General features: G+C 68.7%; 17 protein-coding genes and 1 riboswitch. Of the genes, 10 read left to right on the top strand and 7 right to left on the bottom strand.

The features are described from left to right. Positions 1-21: 21 nt before the first annotated feature. Positions 22-315, bottom strand: a complete 294-nt coding sequence (locus ABZX92_RS18820) for a 4a-hydroxytetrahydrobiopterin dehydratase (protein ID WP_355560582.1) — start codon at positions 313-315, stop codon at positions 22-24. Positions 316-347: 32 nt separating this feature from the next. Further along, positions 348-460, top strand: a riboswitch (TPP riboswitch). Here ABZX92_RS18820 and ABZX92_RS18815 point away from each other — a divergent pair. From ABZX92_RS18815 to ABZX92_RS18795, 5 genes are all read left to right on the top strand, one after another. Further along, positions 452-1,441, top strand: a complete 990-nt coding sequence (locus ABZX92_RS18815; RefSeq protein WP_355560579.1) for a thiamine ABC transporter substrate-binding protein — start codon at positions 452-454, stop codon at positions 1,439-1,441. Its footprint overlaps the riboswitch before it by 9 nt. Positions 1,442-1,482: 41 nt before the next feature. After that, positions 1,483-3,036 carry an iron ABC transporter permease gene (locus tag ABZX92_RS18810; RefSeq protein ID WP_355560694.1) on the top strand — a complete coding sequence of 518 codons (1,554 nt, stop codon included), beginning with the start codon at positions 1,483-1,485 and terminating at the stop codon, positions 3,034-3,036. Then, a complete protein-coding gene (locus ABZX92_RS18805) occupies positions 3,036-3,989 on the top strand; it encodes an ABC transporter ATP-binding protein (protein ID WP_355560576.1) in 954 nt (317 codons plus the stop codon). Before ABZX92_RS18810 ends, ABZX92_RS18805 begins: the two co-directional genes overlap by 1 nt. Before the next feature lie 11 nt (positions 3,990-4,000). After that, positions 4,001-4,762 (top strand): SDR family oxidoreductase, encoded by a 762-nt coding sequence (locus ABZX92_RS18800; RefSeq protein ID WP_355560573.1) that lies wholly within the window; start codon positions 4,001-4,003, stop codon positions 4,760-4,762. Continuing rightward, positions 4,759-5,226, top strand: a complete 468-nt coding sequence (locus ABZX92_RS18795) for an HIT family protein (RefSeq protein ID WP_355560570.1) — start codon at positions 4,759-4,761, stop codon at positions 5,224-5,226. Before ABZX92_RS18800 ends, ABZX92_RS18795 begins: the two co-directional genes overlap by 4 nt. Here the strand turns inward: ABZX92_RS18795 and ABZX92_RS18790 are convergent. From ABZX92_RS18790 to ABZX92_RS18780, 3 genes are read right to left on the bottom strand one after another with little or no spacing between them, the layout of a single operon-like run. Further along, positions 5,210-6,013, bottom strand: coding sequence for an ABC transporter permease subunit (locus ABZX92_RS18790; protein WP_355560567.1), 804 nt, complete (start codon positions 6,011-6,013; stop codon positions 5,210-5,212). The genes ABZX92_RS18795 and ABZX92_RS18790 overlap by 17 nt on opposite strands. Then, the gene (locus ABZX92_RS18785; protein WP_355560564.1) at positions 6,010-7,014 is read right to left on the bottom strand and encodes an ABC transporter ATP-binding protein; all 1,005 of its coding nucleotides are present in this window, start codon (positions 7,012-7,014) and stop codon (positions 6,010-6,012) included. Before ABZX92_RS18785 ends, ABZX92_RS18790 begins: the two co-directional genes overlap by 4 nt. Further along, complete coding sequence (locus ABZX92_RS18780) at positions 7,011-8,087, bottom strand: hypothetical protein (protein WP_355560561.1); 1,077 nt, start codon at positions 8,085-8,087, stop codon at positions 7,011-7,013. Before ABZX92_RS18780 ends, ABZX92_RS18785 begins: the two co-directional genes overlap by 4 nt. Before the next feature lie 153 nt (positions 8,088-8,240). On the opposite strand from ABZX92_RS18780, the gene ABZX92_RS18775 reads away from it, so the two are divergent. The 3 genes from ABZX92_RS18775 (at position 8,241) to ABZX92_RS18765 (ending at position 10,993) form a co-directional block, all read left to right on the top strand. Then, on the top strand, positions 8,241-8,954 hold the full coding sequence (locus ABZX92_RS18775) for a response regulator transcription factor (RefSeq protein WP_355560558.1): 714 nt from the start codon (positions 8,241-8,243) through the stop codon (positions 8,952-8,954). Further along, on the top strand, positions 8,951-10,210 hold the full coding sequence (locus ABZX92_RS18770; RefSeq protein ID WP_355560555.1) for an ATP-binding protein: 1,260 nt from the start codon (positions 8,951-8,953) through the stop codon (positions 10,208-10,210). Before ABZX92_RS18775 ends, ABZX92_RS18770 begins: the two co-directional genes overlap by 4 nt. A 336-nt stretch (positions 10,211-10,546) precedes the next feature. Next, positions 10,547-10,993 (top strand): (deoxy)nucleoside triphosphate pyrophosphohydrolase, encoded by a 447-nt coding sequence (locus tag ABZX92_RS18765; RefSeq protein WP_355560691.1) that lies wholly within the window; start codon positions 10,547-10,549, stop codon positions 10,991-10,993. Here ABZX92_RS18765 and trpS read toward each other — a convergent pair. Continuing rightward, positions 10,986-11,909, bottom strand: a complete 924-nt coding sequence (trpS, locus tag ABZX92_RS18760; RefSeq protein WP_355560552.1) for a tryptophan--tRNA ligase — start codon at positions 11,907-11,909, stop codon at positions 10,986-10,988. The two genes, ABZX92_RS18765 and trpS, sit on opposite strands and share 8 nt — an antisense overlap. A 182-nt stretch (positions 11,910-12,091) precedes the next feature. On the opposite strand from trpS, the gene ABZX92_RS18755 reads away from it, so the two are divergent. After that, a complete protein-coding gene (locus ABZX92_RS18755) occupies positions 12,092-12,394 on the top strand; it encodes a YciI family protein (RefSeq protein ID WP_355560550.1) in 303 nt (100 codons plus the stop codon). Here the strand turns inward: ABZX92_RS18755 and ABZX92_RS18750 are convergent. Together ABZX92_RS18750 and ABZX92_RS18745 are read right to left on the bottom strand one after the other, a co-directional pair. Continuing rightward, positions 12,391-13,269 (bottom strand): S41 family peptidase, encoded by an 879-nt coding sequence (locus tag ABZX92_RS18750; RefSeq protein ID WP_355560548.1) that lies wholly within the window; start codon positions 13,267-13,269, stop codon positions 12,391-12,393. The two genes, ABZX92_RS18755 and ABZX92_RS18750, sit on opposite strands and share 4 nt — an antisense overlap. Then, positions 13,266-13,418: a hypothetical protein gene (locus ABZX92_RS18745; RefSeq protein ID WP_196777594.1), complete on the bottom strand. Its 153-nt coding sequence runs from the start codon at positions 13,416-13,418 to the stop codon at positions 13,266-13,268. Before ABZX92_RS18745 ends, ABZX92_RS18750 begins: the two co-directional genes overlap by 4 nt. Positions 13,419-13,585: 167 nt before the next feature. Between ABZX92_RS18745 and typA the strand changes: the two genes are divergently transcribed. Beyond that, positions 13,586-15,481 (top strand): translational GTPase TypA, encoded by a 1,896-nt coding sequence (gene typA / locus ABZX92_RS18740; RefSeq protein WP_355560544.1) that lies wholly within the window; start codon positions 13,586-13,588, stop codon positions 15,479-15,481. Positions 15,482-15,517 lie beyond the last annotated feature (36 nt).

Below are 15,517 nucleotides of genomic sequence, written 5' to 3'. Positions count from 1 at the left end.
GCAGCGCACATCTTTACCGAATCAGCTCAGCGCGTCCAGGACTCCGTCGATTTCCTCGGCGAGAGATACGTCGAGCGCGGTGATTCCTCCCTTGTAGTGGGTGCTCAGGCGAAATGTGAGGGTCTTGTAGCGGATGTCGATGTCCGGGTGGTGGTTGTCGTTCTCCGCGATCTCCGCGACCCGGTTCACGACCATGATCGCCTGGGAGAAGTTCGCCAGCTCCACGGTCCTGACCAGCGCCGCGTCCTGCGCGGTCCAGTCGGGCAGCTTGGGCAGCACGTCGTTCAACTGATCGTCGCTCAACAGCTCGGCCATGTCCTGATCGTCCCACCACGTCACGTAAGCTGCGCGTTTGCCACGGGAGTCCGGTGAAGCGCCGGGCTGAGAGGAGGGCTCGCAAGCCCTCGACCGTCCACCTGATCCGGGTCATACCGGCGTAGGGAGATGTGTGATGAGAAGGATTTGGGCTGTTCTCGCTGCTTTGGCGCTGACCGGTTGTTCGGCCGGAACTTCGACCGCGCCGGTGACGCACGAGGTCACCTTGGTGACGCACGACTCGTTCGTGGTGAAGGACGGGCTGCTGGACGAGTTCCAGAAGGCCACCGGGATCACCGTGAAGCAGATCGCCTCGGGTGACGCAGGCGAGCTCACGAACAAGCTGGTGCTCACCAAGGCGAACCCGATCGGTGACGTCGCGTTCGGCGTCGACTCGACGTTCGCGTCCAGGGCGCTGGCGGAGGGCGTGTTCGCCGAGTACGCCTCGCCGGAGGCCACCAAGGGTGCGCAGCGCTACCAGGCGGACTCCTCGAACCGGCTGCACGCGGTCGATGTCGGCGATGTGTGCCTCAACATCGACCCGGCCAAGCTCGGCGGCGTCGAGCCGACCTCGTACGAGGACCTGACCGACCCGAAGTTCAAGGACAAGCTGGTCGTGGAGAACCCGGCCACGTCCTCGCCGGGACTCGCGTTCCTGCTGGGCACGATCGCGAAGTTCGGTGAGAACGGCTGGCAGGAGTACTGGACCAAGCTCAAGGCCAACGGCGTCAAGGTCGTGAGCGGCTGGGAAGAGGCCTACAACCAGGACTTCAAGGCCGACCGGCCGATCGTGGTGTCCTACGCGTCGTCGCCGTCGGCCGAGGGCGGGAAGACGAAGGCCGTGCTCTCGACCTGCTACCGCCAGGTCGAGTACGCGGGTGTGCTGGCTGGGGCGAAGAACGCGGCCGACGCGCAGAAGGTGCTCGACTTCCTGCTGGGCGAGAAGTTCCAGGCGCAGGTGGCCGAGCAGATGTACGTCTACCCGTCGCGTGAGGGCGTCGCGCTGCCCGACTCGTGGGCCAAGGACGCTCCGCTGCCGACTTCGCCGCAGTCCCTGCCCGCGGACAAGGTGAAGGACAACCGCGAAGCGTGGGTCGAGCAGTGGCGCAAGCTCGTGCAGGGCTGAGCTCGGTTCTGAGTTCCCGCACGGGGTGGTCGGCGGCGGCGTTGTTGCCGCTGGCCTTCCTCGGACTGTTCTTCGCCTGGCCTGTGCTGGCGATCCTGTCGTTGGGTCTGCGCGAAGGCGGGGTGCTCACCGCCCTCTTCGACGGTGAGACCTGGGAACTCGTCGGCTTCACCCTCGGGCAGGCCGCCGCGTCGACCGTGGTGGCGGTGCTCGCCGGGGTGCCGGTCGCGTTCGTGCTTGCTCGATGCCGCCTGCGTGGACTTGGTGTGGTGCGCGCGGCCGTGATGGTGCCGTTCGTGCTGCCGACCGTGGTGGTGGGGCTGGCGTTCCGGACTTTCTGGCCGGACGGCGGAGTGTTGTCGATCGTGCTCGCGAACGCGTTCTTCAACGTGGCTGTGGTCGCGCGGACCGTTGGCGGGCTGTGGGCGCACACGGATCGCCGGGCTGAAGACGCTGCTCGTGCTCTGGGTGCTTCTCGGCCGCGAGCGTTCCTCTCGGTGGTGCTGCCGGCATTGGCGCTCGCGATCGGATCTGCGGCTGCGGTCGTGTTTCTTTTTTGTGCCACCAGTTTTGGTGTCGTGCTGGTGCTCGGTGGGTCTCGGTACCGGACGCTGGAGACCGAGATCTACCTGCGGACCGTCGAGCTGTTCGACCTGTCCGGGGCGGCCGCGTTGTCGTTGCTGCAGTTCGCGGCGGTGCTGGCCGTGCTGGTGCTGGGGGCGTTGGCTCGGCGGCGACGCGAGACCGCGTTGTCGTTGCGGGGCAGGGAAGAGCTGGCGCGACGGCCTTCCGGTGGTGAGTGGTACGTGGTGTTCGCCGCTCTCGGTGTGGTGGTGGCGTTGCTGACGCCGGTGGTCGGGCTGATCACCCGCTCACTGTCCACACGGGACGGATGGAGCTTCGCCGGATATGCGGCCCTGGCAACGCGCGGCGATCGCGGAACGCTGGCGGTGACCGGGCTGGACGCGGCGTTGAACTCGGTGCGCACGGCGTTCGACGCGACGCTGGTGGCGCTGGTGGTCGGGGTGTTCTCGGCTGTGGTGCTGGTCGGGTTGCGGCGTTCCGGGGGACGGATCGCCGAGGTGCTGGACACCGCGTTGATGCTGCCGCTGGGCGTGTCCGCGGTGACGGTCGGCTTCGGGTACCTGGTGACGATGGACGCGTTGCCGGGTGATTTCCGGACCTCGCCGTTGCTGGTACCGCTGGCGCAGGCGTTGGTGGTGACGCCGTTGATCGTGCGGATGGTGCTGCCGGTGCTGCGGGCCGTCGACGAACGGCTGCGGCAGGCGGCGGCGACGCTCGGCGCCTCGCCGTTCCGCGTCTGGCGTGAGGTGGACCTGCCGCTGGCCGGGCGGTCGCTGGCAGCCGCGGCGGGCTTCGGCTACGTGGTGGCGCTGGGGGAGTTCGGGGCGACGAGCTTCCTGGCGCGGCCGGACGCGCCGACGTTGCCGGTGGTGATCGCGCGGCTGATGTCGCGGCCGGGGGAGTTGAACAGCCAGATGGCCTACGCGTCGTGCGCGCTGCTGATGGTCGTCACGGTCGGGTGCGTGCTGCTGATCGAGCGGTTGCGCGTGCCGAGCAGCGGGGAGTTCTGATGGCGCTGGAACTTGAGTCGATCACCGTCCGATATGGACAGACGGCTGCGGTGTCGGACGTGTCGCTGGACGTGGCGGACGGCGAGGTCGTGGCTCTGCTCGGACCGTCCGGGTGCGGGAAGTCGACGCTGCTGCGCGCCATCGCCGGGCTGGAGAAGCCGTCTTCCGGCTTTGTGCGCTGGGATTCCGCGGATCTGGCCGGCGTGCCGGTGCACCGACGCGAGTTCGGGCTGGTTTTTCAGGACGGGCAGCTGTTCCCGCACCGGTCGGTCGCCGGGAACGTGGCTTTCGGGCTGCGGATGCACCGGGTGGACCGCGAGGAGCGGGACAAGAAGGTGTCGTCGCTGCTGGAGCTCGTTGGCTTGGAGGGGTACGCGGACCGGCGCGTGACGCAGCTGTCCGGTGGTGAGCAGCAACGGGTCGCGCTGGCACGGGCGTTGGCCCCGTCGCCGCGGTTGCTGCTGCTGGACGAGCCGTTGTCGGCGCTGGACCGGGCGTTGCGGGAGCAGCTGGCGGTCGATCTGGCGCGGTTGTTGCGGGAGGCTGCCACGACCGCGCTGGTCGTGACACACGACCACGACGAGGCGTTCACGCTGGCGGATCGGGTGGCGATCATGTCGCGCGGCCGGATCGTGCAGGTCGGGCCGCCCGCCGAGGTCTGGTCGTCGCCGGTCGACGTGGAGACCGCGAAGTTCCTGGGGTGCAACAAGTTCGTGCCGGGCTCGTTCGTCGGGCTGGATGTGGAACGCGTTGGGCTGCGCGCCACGGCGTTGCGGGTGGATCCGTCCGGCGCGCTGGAAGGCGTGGTGCTGGAGCGCGTGCACCGGCGTGATCACGTGCGGTTGCTCGTGGAGATCGACGGCGAGGAGTACGAGGCGGTCGGGCCGATGACCGAGGTCGGGGACCGGGTGCGGCTCGCAATTGATCTCGACGGGGTAGCGCGCATCGGCTAGGAATGGTCCTCATGGGACCTCTGGGGGGACGAGTCGCGCTGGTCACGGGCGTGAGCAGGCGGCAGGGCATCGGGTACGCGATCGCGTCCCGGCTGGCGTCGCTGGGCGCGGACCTGTTCGTGCAGCACCACGTGCCGCACGACGCCGCACAGGAGTGGGGCGCCGACTCGATCGACGAGGTGATCGCGGGCATAGGCGGCCGAGTCGAGCACGCCGGCGTCGACCTGGCCGATCCGGACGCACCGGAACCGCTGGTCGACGCGGTGTTCGAGGCGTATCGGCGAGTCGACATCCTGGTGTGCAACCACGCGCGCAGCGGGTTCGACGGGCCTCTCGGTTCGTTGGACGCGGCCATGCTCGATGCGCATTACGCGGTGAACACGCGGTCGTCGATCCTGCTCGCGCAAGCGTTTGCCCGTCACTGGAAGGGCGAGAGCGGCGGGCGGATCGTGTTCATGACGTCCGGGCAGGACCTCGGTCCAATGCCTGGTGAGGTGGCCTACGCGGCGTCCAAGGGTGCGCTGTCATCGATCGTGGCGACGTTGTCGCACCAGCTGGCAGACCAGGGGATCACCGTGAACGCGGTGAATCCGGGCCCGACCGACACGGGGTGGGCAGGGCCGGAGCTCGCGGAGTTCGTGAACGAGCGGATGCCGTTGAAGCGCTGGGGTCAGCCGGACGACGCCGCCCGGCTGATCTCCTGGCTGTGCACCGACGACGCGGAGTGGATCACCGGTCAGGTGATCAACAGCGAGGGCGGCTTCCGGCGGTGATCAGCCACGCGCCGGACGGGTACGAGTGCCCGTTCTGCTTCCTGCTGGGCGGTGGGGAGACCGAGATCGACAGCCAGGACGACATCGTCCTGCGCACGGGGCGCGCCACGGCGTTCGTCGCGTCGGGGTGGTGGGCGAACAACCGCGGTCACGTCATCGTGATCCCCAACGCACACCACGAGAACATCTACGACCTGCCCGCCGAGTACGGCCACGCGGTGCACGACGTCGTTCGGGAGATCGCAGTCGCCATGCGTGCCGCGTACGGCTGCGACGGCATCTCCACCCGTCAGCACAACGAGCCCGCCGGTGGCCAGGACGCGTGGCACTTCCACGTCCACGTGATCCCGCGGTACGACGGCGACAACCTCTACGGGTCGTCGCCGCTACCGGGGTTCGCCACCGGCGAGCAACGTCGTGTCTACGCCGACAAGCTTCGTGCGGCGGTCAGCTGTCCTTCGTGATCAGGCGCATCGCGGCCAAGCCCGTGCCGATCAGCAGGTAGCAGCCCGCGAGCAGCGTGCTGTCCCAGATCTGGTCGACCGGGATCGGGTCTCGCATCACGTCGAGCAGACCGGGGAAGCCGGTCGTGATCAGGAACGGGTGCAGCCAGTCCAGCGAGGAGAACTGCCCCAGCACCTGGAACACGATGATCGTCGTCATCGTCGCCGCCTGCACCACCAGCGGATGCTCGGTGGTCGAGGAGACGGCGAGGGCGACCGCACCGATCGACACCATCTGGAACGTGATCAGCACGATGAACAACGCGATGCGGACCAGGCCTTCTCCGGTGTCCAGCGTGGTGCCGGACAGCGTCATCATGCCGTCGGTGCCGAGGAACGCCGTGCCCGCGATGATGCCCACGACCGCCATCAGCGTGACGGCGAACAGCGACATCGCGGCGAGCCCGAACAGCTTCACGAACAGCAGCCGCACGCGGGAGACCGGTGCGACCAGCAGCCCGCGCAACGTGCCGTGCTGCGCCTCGCCCGCCAGTCCGTCCGCTGCCCAGATGGATGCCACCAGTGGCAGCAGCAGGTTGATCGACAGGAACAACGTGAAGATCGGCACGACCAGGCCGTTGCCCTTGAGGATCCCGGCGAGACCGGGCCCGCCGCTGTCGCCGTCGCCCGCGGTCCAGATGCCGAAGCTGATGATGATCGGCACGAGGACGAGCCCGAACAGCCCGATGAGGGTCCGCGGCCGGCGCAGCATCCACCGCACCTCGGAACCGAACTGACGCGTGATCATCGCGGTCCCCCGTCCAGCGTGTCCACAGCGGACATCCCGCGCTCGGCCTCCTCGGCTTCGGTGAGCCGCGCGAACAGCTCCTCCAGACCTGTCTTCCACCGCGTCGCCTCGTAGACCCCGACACCGGCCTTGACCAGCGTCTCGATCACCTGCGGCGCGGACGTCCCGGCGAGCTCGACCCGCAGGCCCTCGCCGAGCGGCCGTGCGGAGATCTTGGCGCTGCGCAATGCGCTGAGCGCCGTCTCGACGTCCGGGGTGATCACCTGGAGCGCCGAACCGCCCGCCTGCAGCAGCTCGGTCAGTTCGCCTTGTGCCACAACGGTTCCGCGGTGCAGCACCGCGACGTGCGTGCAGGTCGCCTCGACCTCGCTCAGCAGGTGGCTGGAGACCAGCACCGTGCTGCCCGCCGCGTGCAGCTCTGCGATGATCTTGCGGATCTCCCGCGTGCCCGCCGGGTCGAGGCCGTTGGTCGGCTCGTCGAGCACGACCAGCTTGCGCGGCACGAGCAACGCCGCGGCCAGGCCGAGACGTTGCTTCATGCCGAGCGAGTACCCCCGGTACCTGCGGTGGGCCGCCTGGGCGAGCCCGACGCGTTCGACCGCGTCCTCGACGGCCTGCTTGATGTCGCGCTTGTCGAGGAGCGGTTCGAACGCGGCACAGCGGATGAGGTTCTCCCGGCCGCTCAGGAACGGGTGGAACCCCGGGCCCTCGACCAGCGCGCCCACGTGCGGGAGCGCCTGCTCGGCACCGTCTGGAAGGGGTTTCCCGAGCAGCTCGATCTCCCCCTGTGTGGGCCGCACCAACCCGAGCAGCATCCGGATCGTGGTCGTCTTGCCCGACCCGTTGGGGCCGAGCATGCCGAGCACGGCCCCCTCCGGCAGCTCCAGGTCGACGCGGTCGACAGCGACCGTGCTCCCGTACTCCTTGCGCAGACCCCTGGTCCGCGCGGCGACGGCGGTGGACTTCCCCGCCGTCACCGGCGCGCTGGTCGAGGTGGTCACTTCACCTGTCCGATCGTGTCGAACAGAACCTGCTCAGGAACGGCACCCGCGACCACGCGGCCGTCGTCCGCGATCAGGATCGTGGCGACCTTGGTGTTGAACAGCTTGCCGCTGCCCCAGGTGCCGCTGACCTTCTTGGTGAACCGGTCGACGAGACCCTGCGCCTCCGCCGGGACCTGACCCATGGCCTCGGCGGGGATCCTGGCACCGACCACCGTGTCCCAGCCCGTGCCGAAGAACTGCGGGTCCTTGCCCTGCAACGCCTGCTCGATGCCCAGCTCGGGCTTGTGCTGCTGCTGCGCTTCCTTCGCCTCGGGCGTGGTGACCTTGGCGTTGGACGGCGGGGTGAACTCGAACAGCTTCGGGTCCTGCTGGCCGACGTTGATGTCCTTGAAACCGACGGTGCCGGCCGGTTCGGACGCGCCGTTGGTCAGCACCGCGACCCGGAGCGGCATCTTCAGTTCCGAGTCGACCGCGATCCTGACCTCGCGGATCAGGGTCTTCTCGCTCGGCTTCGGGGTCAGGACGAGTTCGTAGGCCGCGCGGTTGGCCACCCGTGCGGTGCCGTCGACGCTGATGTCGCTGAACTCCTTGGTCAGGGTGACGATCTCCTTGGCCGCGGTGGCCGGGTCGATCGCCTTCTGCTCCTTGGTGTCCTCGGGCCTGGCCTGGTCCTCTGCCTTGTGCTCCGACTTCGTGACCTCGTTGTCCTGCGAGTTCCAGGACCACGTGGTGGTGCCGTCGTCGACGATCGTCTGCTCGGACTGGCCGTTCGGCAGGGCCAGCCGGAGCTTGCCGTTCCCGTCGGTCCAGATCCGGGCGCTGTGCTTGCCGTCGGCCAGCTGCGGGATCTCGGCGATTGACGGGAGGCCCAGCTTGTTGTCGACTTCCACGGTGCCGCCGAACGCTCCCGGCTTCGCGGTCAGAACCTGTTCGACCAGGGATTCCGCGGAGACGTTCGGCAGCGATGGTGGCTGGCCTGCGCCTGCTGGCATGGCTAGCAGGCTGAGGCCTGCCGCGCCGGTGACCACGACGGCTGCTGATGCGGCCAGGGTCACCTTTCGGTTGATCATTTGGTCCCCTCCTCCAAGGGCTTGTGGTTACAGCTTGGGGTGGGGTTGCTGAGATGGTGCTGAGACTACTTCCACCTGCGGTTTTGTGCCTGTTTCAGGACTCTTCCTGAGAGTCGGCTGAGATCATGCGCGCGGCTGAGAGCGGTGAGCGGCATGCTGTGCGGTGTGAAGCCTCGGGTGCTGGTCGTGGACGACGAAGTCGGCGTGCGTCGGGCGTTGGAGCGCGGGCTGACGGCTGAGGGGATGGAAGTCGTCACCGCCGCGGACGGGCCGACTGCGCTTCGTGTCGCACTGACCGGAGCCTTCGACGTGGTGCTGCTCGACATCATGTTGCCCGGGCTGTCGGGGTACCGGGTGTTGCAGCGCATGCGGGCCGACGGGGTGCGGACGCCGGTGTTGATGGTGTCGGCCAAGGACGGGGAGATCGATCAGGCGGACGGGCTGGATCTCGGGGCCGACGGGTACCTGGTGAAGCCGTTCAGCTTCGTGGTGCTGGTGGCGCAGGTTCGGGCGCTTCTCAGGAGAGGTGGAGGGGCTCGGCGGAAGCTGACGCTGGGGAGTTTGGTGATCGATCGCGGCCTCAGGGAAGTCAGTTGGGGTGGGCAGGACGTTTCGTTGAGTCCTCGGGAGTACGCGGTGCTCGACGTGTTGGCGTCGCGGGCCGGGTCGGTGGTCACCAAGGACGAGTTGTTGCGGTCTGTCTGGGGGGACGAGCAGGCGGCGACGAGGAACGCGGTTGAGGTTTACGTGGGGTACCTCAGGCGCAAGCTGGAGGCTGTCGGGGGTGGGGAGGTGGTGCGGACCGTGCGGGGGCACGGGTACATCGCGTCCACTCCGGACTTGGACAGTGCGTTGGGGAACAAGTGAGTCCTCGCCGCTGGTGGTTTCAGCGCACGTTGCGCTTCCGGATCACCGTGGTGGCCACTGGGGTGGCGTTGTTGTGCTTGCTGGCGTTCACCGGGCTGGCGCCGGCGTTGATCGGGATCATTCAGATCACCGCGGTGGACCAGGAACTGGCCAAGGCGCCGCCGCGGGTGCTGGACGTGTCCGGCGTGCCGGTGGATGGAGGGGCGCCGCTTCCGTTGACGTCGCAGGACATTCGCACGTTGAAGAGCGGAGCGCCGGTGTTGCGCCTGGAAGGGGAGTCGGCGCAACGGTGGCGGGGGCGGGTGGTGTTCGCGGCGGACGGGACGCCCCGGCTCGAGGTGTACGGAAGCACGTTGCTCGGGTACGAGAACGCGAACACGTTGGGGACGCGGTGGCTGGCGGTCGCGGCGGTGCTGGTGGCCGGGCTGGTGGGGATCGCCACCTGGTTGTCGGTGCGGTCGTCGTTGCGGCCGGTGGAGCGGATGCGGGTGGCGGCTGGGGAGTTGCCGCACGGGGAGCGGTTGCCGGTGCCACCGTCCAGGGACGAGTTGCAGGCGTTGGCCGAGGCGTTGAACGCGTTGCTGGCGCGGCGGGATGAAGCCAGTGATCGGCTGCGGCGGTTCACCGGGGACGCGGCGCACGAGTTGAGGTCGCCGGTGGCGTCGGTGCGGGCGCAGGCCGAGGTCGCGGTGGCGCATCCGGATCCGGACTTCTCGATCGAGGTGCTGGAGTCGGTGGTCGAGGAGTCGATTCGGCTCAGTGCGCTGGTGGACGCGTTGTTGATTTTGGCGCGGGCCGATACGGGGGCGCCGCCTCGGGCCGAGGCGGTCGATCTGGTGCTGGAGGCCGAGGCGGCGATGTCCCGGTTGGACACGGAGTTGCTGGTGCGGTTGAACGCGCCACCGTCGGCGTGCCTCGTGAGCGCGACCAAGTCCGAGGTCGAGCTGGTGTTGGACAACCTCATGCGGAACGCGGCTCGGTACGCGTACTCGACGATCACCGTGACGTTGGTGCCGGTGGGGCGGGACGTGCGGTTGATCGTGGACGACGACGGGCACGGGATTCCCGTCGAGCACCGGGCGAAGGTGTTCGACCGGTTCTACCGGGTGGAAGAGGATCGCGGGCGCTCGTCCGGCGGGTTCGGGCTCGGGCTGGCGTTGGTGGCGCATCTGGTGCGGCGGCGGGGTGGGTCGGTGCGGGCTGCGGAGTCACCTGCTGGTGGTGCGCGTTTGGAGATCCGCTGGCCGTCCTGGTAGGCACCGGGGGTGCCAGAGTTGCGAGCGTCGGCGCTAGTCGACGCGCCTGTTTCGGTGGTTGCGGGTGCCTTGCTGGAGACCGCGTTGATCGCGGGTTTCGGGGTGAAGGTGCCTGGGCCGTTGTTGTGCCTCGGGGACGTGCTGACCGGGCCGCTTGGGGTCAAGCTGACCGTCACGCGGGCTGATTTGTCCGGTGTGTCGGCGGCTGGGGATTTTCTGGAGCTGCACACGGATCTCGTGGTGACGGGGGCCGGGACGATGGTGGTCGACCGGGTCGGGTGGACGACGGTCGGTGGCGTGGTCGGGCGGTTCGCGGACGTGACGGTCGGGCGCGGGATGGCGTTGCGGGTGCTGCAGAAGCGGTCGGCGTTGCTGGCGGAGCGGTGTGCGGAGCTGCGGGAGGCGCGGGTCGTGGTCGGGGCGGCGATCGTCCGGGATGGACGGTTGCTGGCTCAGCAGCGGGCGTTCCCGGAAAGTCATGCGGGGCAGTGGGAACTGCCCGGCGGACGGGTCGAGGCGGGGGAGAAGCCAGAGGACGCGCTCGTGCGGGAGTGCGAGGAAGAGCTCGGGGTGGCGGTGGTCGTCGGTGAGCAGGTCGGGCCGGACGTGCCGTTGAAGAAGGACGTGGTGCTGCGGATCTACGCGGCGGCGCTCGGCGGCGGTGAGCCGGAAGCGTTGGAGCACAACGCTGTCCGGTGGCTCACCGCCGACGAGCTGTCCGGGGTGGACTGGCTGCCCGCGGATCGGGTGCTGGTGCCCGCCCTTCAGTCGCTCCTCAACTGAGACCGGAGAGGCGCAGGGCCGCGTCCAGGCGGTGCTGGGCGCGGTCGCGGGCCCTCTCCGCGCCCGCCTTGCGGATGCGGTCCAGTTCCGTCGGGTCGGCGAGGAGCTCCAGCGTGCGCTCGCGGACCGGGCGGAGCTCCTCGATCACCGCTTCGGCCACGACGTTCTTGAGGTCGGCGAACCTGCTCGTGTAGTCCTCGGGCTCCTTGCCGGTGCAGGAGCTGAGGATCTCGGTCAGGTTCGCGATGCCCTCGGTCGACGACACGGCGCGGCGCACCTTGCGGCGCACCAGGTCCGGGTCGTCGAGCACGAAGACGACGCCCGTGGAGTTCTGGGCGGACTTGTCCATCTTGCGCGCCGGGTCCGACAGGTCCTTGATGCGCGCGCCCACCTTCGGCACGACCGCCGTCGGGACGATGAACGCCTCGCCGTACGCGTGGTTGAAGCGGCGGGCGAGGGCGCGGGCCAGCTCGACGTGCTGGAGCTGGTCCTCGCCGACCGGGACCTCCGCGGTGCCCTGCAACAGGATGTCCGCGGCCATCAGCACCGGGTAGGTGAGCAGGCTGAGGCGCACGGACTCGCGGCCGAGCGACTTCTCCTTGAACTGGATCATGCGCGCGGCCTCGCCGTAGGTGCAGGTGCACTCCAGAACCCAGTTGAGCGCCCCCAGTTCGCGGATGAGGTCGCTCTGCACGCAGGTGCTCTCCGGGTCGATGCCGCTCGCGATCAGCACGGCGAGCTGTTCGCGCGTCATGGATCGCAGACGTTGCGGGTTGTGCGACGACGTCATCGCGTGCAGGTCGCTGATGAAGTAGACGTCCTCGGCGGTGCCCTCGCGAGCCCACGTCCGCAGCGCGCCCAGGTAGTTGCCCAGGTGGACCTGGCCGGACGGGGTGATGGCGGAGAGACGGATCATGACATTGGTCCTAACGGGTAAGGACCGCCCGGACGAAACGCACGAAAAAGCCGCCCGTCCCGGGCGGCCTGTGGGTGCGTCAGTGGTTGTCTCTGCGCACAGCTACTCCGGCCGCCTGAAAGCGGCCCACCAGAAGGAGTTCATCGTGCGCATGTTGAGCAGTATAGGACTACCGTTGAAGGATGTTCATCGTGCTGCTGAAGTACTCCGCGCCACTGGAACAGATCGACTACGCCCTCCCCGACCACCGAGCGTGGGTCGAGAAGCAGTACGAGCGAGGTCTCTTCCTCGCCTCAGGGCGTCAGGTGCCGAGGGTCGGGGGCGTGATCATCACGCGGCCGATGCCCCGCGGCAAGCTCGAAGCGCTGCTCGCCACGGATCCGTGGTGCGAGCAGAAACTGGTGAAGTACGAGATCTGCGAGTTCGAGGCGACGCGGACGGCGCCTGAGCTGATGAAGCTGAACGAGGCCGTGCTGCAGGGCTAGCGCTCTTGTTCGAGCCACGCGATCGCGGCGTCACGTACGCGATCGCCGGTGGCGCTTGAGTTCGAGACCGGTGTGTCGGGCGCGATCGGCGTGTTGCCGTGGACGCGGCCGGTGCGGTCGGCCATGTGCGCCGTGGTGATCGCGAGCCGTGCGCCGTCGGGCAGCTTGAACGCCTGGTTCGCGGTCGCGTAGCCGGCTGTCGGTTCGCCGAACGTGCGGACGTTCTCCGCGCCCAGGAACGAGATCAGCACCGCCTCGCCGGAGCTCGCGGTGTGGCCGTCGACGAGCACCGCCACCCGCGTGTCGAGTGCGGCGGGGACCTTGATCTTCCGGAACGCGGTGTGCCGGCCGTTGTAGACGTGACCGCGGCGGATCCCCCACGCGTGGGGCCGCCCCTGTGGCCTGATGAACCGGCCCTTCTCGCCCTCGCCGAGCAGCGGGGCGACCACCGTGAGCATCGGGTGCATGTCGCCGCCGCGGTTGCCGCGCAGGTCGACCACCCAACCGGTCGGCCGGCTCGCGATCAGTTCGGTCAAGACGCTCAGCCCGGCCCTCACGTACGCCTCGCCGTTGCGCGAGTCGGTCTCCGGGATGACCAACCAGGCGGTCGTTTCGACCAACCGACCAGTTGGGACGGTGGGTTCGGATGGCGTGCCCGCGCGGTGGGACGTGATCAGGTGGGTGTGGGGGTTGCCGAGCGTGGCGATCACGTGACGGATCGCGTCGTACGTGTCTTCCGGAGTGCTCGCGCCGACAGTGGCGAGGTGAGCTTGCGCACGTATTGCGGGCCAGTCGGCCTTCGCGCTCTCCATCGAGTGACGTTGGAGGAGGTCGAGCGCCTTGTCGACGTACCGGCGAACCTTGATCGTTCTCAAGCTGCCTTCAGGGCCTTCTTGGCCGCCTTCGCGGCTTTCTTCGCCGCCTTCTTGCGGGCTTTGTCCCGCTCCTTCAACAGGAAGGGAATCGGGCAGCGCTTGCACTGGGGCTTCGACCGGCAGCACTTCTTCTTGAGCTTTTTACCCACTGGTTGCACTCCACTCCGACACGTGTCGCTAGAGTAGGTGAGGCTCACTTCACTAGGCACTCTTGTGTGGTAATGCCGACGCAGCCGGTACTATGAAGAACGGCCCTGCGCATCGAAGTGTCCGGCGCGAGCCCCTCCAACGCCTTCGAAGCTCATAGGAGTTCTGCGTGCCCACGGCCACCGCGCCTGCCCTTCAGACGCGCACTGACCTGCGCAATGTCGCGATCGTCGCGCACGTCGACCACGGCAAGACGACGCTGGTCGACGCCATGCTGCGCCAGTCCGGCGCCTTTTCCGCGCGTGCCGAGCTCGTCGACCGGGTCATGGACTCCGGCGAGCTCGAGCGCGAGAAGGGCATCACGATCCTCGCCAAGAACACGGCTGTGCGCAGGCACACGCCGGACGGCGACGTGATCATCAACGTCGTCGACACCCCCGGCCACGCCGACTTCGGTGGCGAGGTCGAGCGCGCGCTGTCGATGGTCGACGGCGTCGTCCTGCTCGTCGACGCCTCCGAGGGCCCGCTGCCCCAGACGCGCTTCGTGCTGCGCAAGACCCTGGCCGCCGGTCTGCCGGTGATCCTGCTGGTCAACAAGGTCGACCGCCCCGACGCCCGGATCTCCGAGGTCGTCGAGGAAGCCCACGACCTGCTGCTCGACCTGGCCACCGAGGTCGGCGCCGACGAGTCCGTCCTGGACCTGCCGGTCGTCTACGCCTCCGCGCGCGCCGGCCGTGCCTCCCTGACCCAGCCCGAGGACGGCGGCCTGCCGGACGAGGAGAACCTGGACACCCTGTTCCAGGTGCTGCTCGACCACATCCCGGCTCCGCACGTCGACGTCGACGGCCCGCTGCAGGCGCTCGTCACGAACCTCGACGCCTCGACGTTCCTCGGCCGCATCGCGCTGTGCCGCATCCACCAGGGCACGATGCGCAAGGGCGAGACCGTCGCCTGGTGCCGCGAGGACGGCGAGCCCCTCAAGGTCCGCATCACCGAGCTCCTCATCACCGAGGCCCTCGACCGCGTCCCGGCCGAGTTCGCCCGCGCGGGTGACCTGGTCGCCATCGCCGGCATCGCCGACATCACGATCGGTGACACCCTGGCCGACGCCGAGGCTCCCGAGGCGCTGCCCCGGATCACGGTCGACCAGCCCGCGATCTCCATGACCGTGGGCGTGAACACCTCGCCCCTGGCCGGTCGCAACGGTGGCACCAAGCTCACCGCCCGCGTGCTCAAGGCCCGCCTCGACGCCGAGCTCGTCGGCAACGTCTCGGTGAAGGTCCTGCCGACCGAGCGCCCCGACACCTGGGAAGTCCAGGGCCGTGGCGAGCTCGCCCTGGCCATCCTGGTCGAGCAGATGCGCCGCGAGGGCTTCGAGCTGACCGTGGGCAAGCCCCAGGTCGTCACGCACACCGTCGACGGCAAGATCCACGAGCCGTTCGAGCGCCTCTCCGTCGACTGCCCAGAAGAGCACCTCGGCGCCGTCACGCAGCTCCTCGCCAACCGCAAGGGCCGCATGGAGAACATGTCGGGCCACGGCACGGGCCGCATCAAGCTCGACTACGTGGTCCCGTCCCGGGGCCTCATCGGCTTCCGCACCGAGTTCCTGACGGAAACCCGAGGCACCGGCATCGCGAACGCCGTCTCCGAGGGCTACGCCCCCTGGGCGGGCGAGATCCGCACCCGCCACAACGGCTCCCTGGTGGCCGACCGCACCGGCTCCATCACCGCCTACGCGATGATCCAGCTGGCCGACCGGGGCACCTTCTTCGTGGAACCGGGCGCCGACGCCTACGAGGGCATGGTCGTGGGCGAGAACCCGCGCGCCGAAGACCTCGACGTCAACATCACCCGCGAGAAGAAGCTCACCAACATGCGCTCCTCCACGGCCGACGTGATGGAGACCCTGGCCCGCCCCCGCAAGCTCTCCCTGGAAGAGGCACTGGAGTTCTGCGCCTCCGACGAGTGCGTGGAAGTGGCCCCCGAGGTCATCCGCGTCCGCAAGGTCACGCTCGACGCCAACCTCCGAGGCCGCGAGCGCTCGCGCCTCAAGCAGCGCGGCTAGTCACACCGCAACACGCCTGACAGGGGCGGCTGGGCC

The sequence above is a fragment of the Lentzea sp. NPDC006480 genome (genome assembly GCF_040611995.1).
Classification (GTDB): domain Bacteria; phylum Actinomycetota; class Actinomycetes; order Mycobacteriales; family Pseudonocardiaceae; genus Lentzea.
The sequence above is the reverse complement of the archived record's forward strand: the minus strand, read 5'-3'. Positions and strand labels throughout refer to the sequence as shown.

Excerpts from the sequence above, each read along its gene's own strand:
- ABZX92_RS18800 (WP_355560573.1), top strand. The coding sequence starts at position 4,001 with ATGGGACCTCTGGGGGGACGAGTCGCGCTGGTCACGGGCGTGAGCAGG.
- ABZX92_RS18775 (WP_355560558.1), top strand. The coding sequence starts at position 8,241 with ATGCTGTGCGGTGTGAAGCCTCGGGTGCTGGTCGTGGACGACGAAGTC.
- trpS (WP_355560552.1), bottom strand. The coding sequence starts at position 11,909 with ATGATCCGTCTCTCCGCCATCACCCCGTCCGGCCAGGTCCACCTGGGC.
- ABZX92_RS18780 (WP_355560561.1), bottom strand. The coding sequence starts at position 8,087 with ATGATCAACCGAAAGGTGACCCTGGCCGCATCAGCAGCCGTCGTGGTC.
- ABZX92_RS18820 (WP_355560582.1), bottom strand. The coding sequence starts at position 315 with ATGGCCGAGCTGTTGAGCGACGATCAGTTGAACGACGTGCTGCCCAAG.
- ABZX92_RS18790 (WP_355560567.1), bottom strand. The coding sequence starts at position 6,013 with ATGATCACGCGTCAGTTCGGTTCCGAGGTGCGGTGGATGCTGCGCCGG.
- ABZX92_RS18805 (WP_355560576.1), top strand. The coding sequence starts at position 3,036 with ATGGCGCTGGAACTTGAGTCGATCACCGTCCGATATGGACAGACGGCT.
- ABZX92_RS18815 (WP_355560579.1), top strand. The coding sequence starts at position 452 with ATGAGAAGGATTTGGGCTGTTCTCGCTGCTTTGGCGCTGACCGGTTGT.
- ABZX92_RS18765 (WP_355560691.1), top strand. The coding sequence starts at position 10,547 with ATGGCGTTGCGGGTGCTGCAGAAGCGGTCGGCGTTGCTGGCGGAGCGG.
- ABZX92_RS18755 (WP_355560550.1), top strand. The coding sequence starts at position 12,092 with ATGTTCATCGTGCTGCTGAAGTACTCCGCGCCACTGGAACAGATCGAC.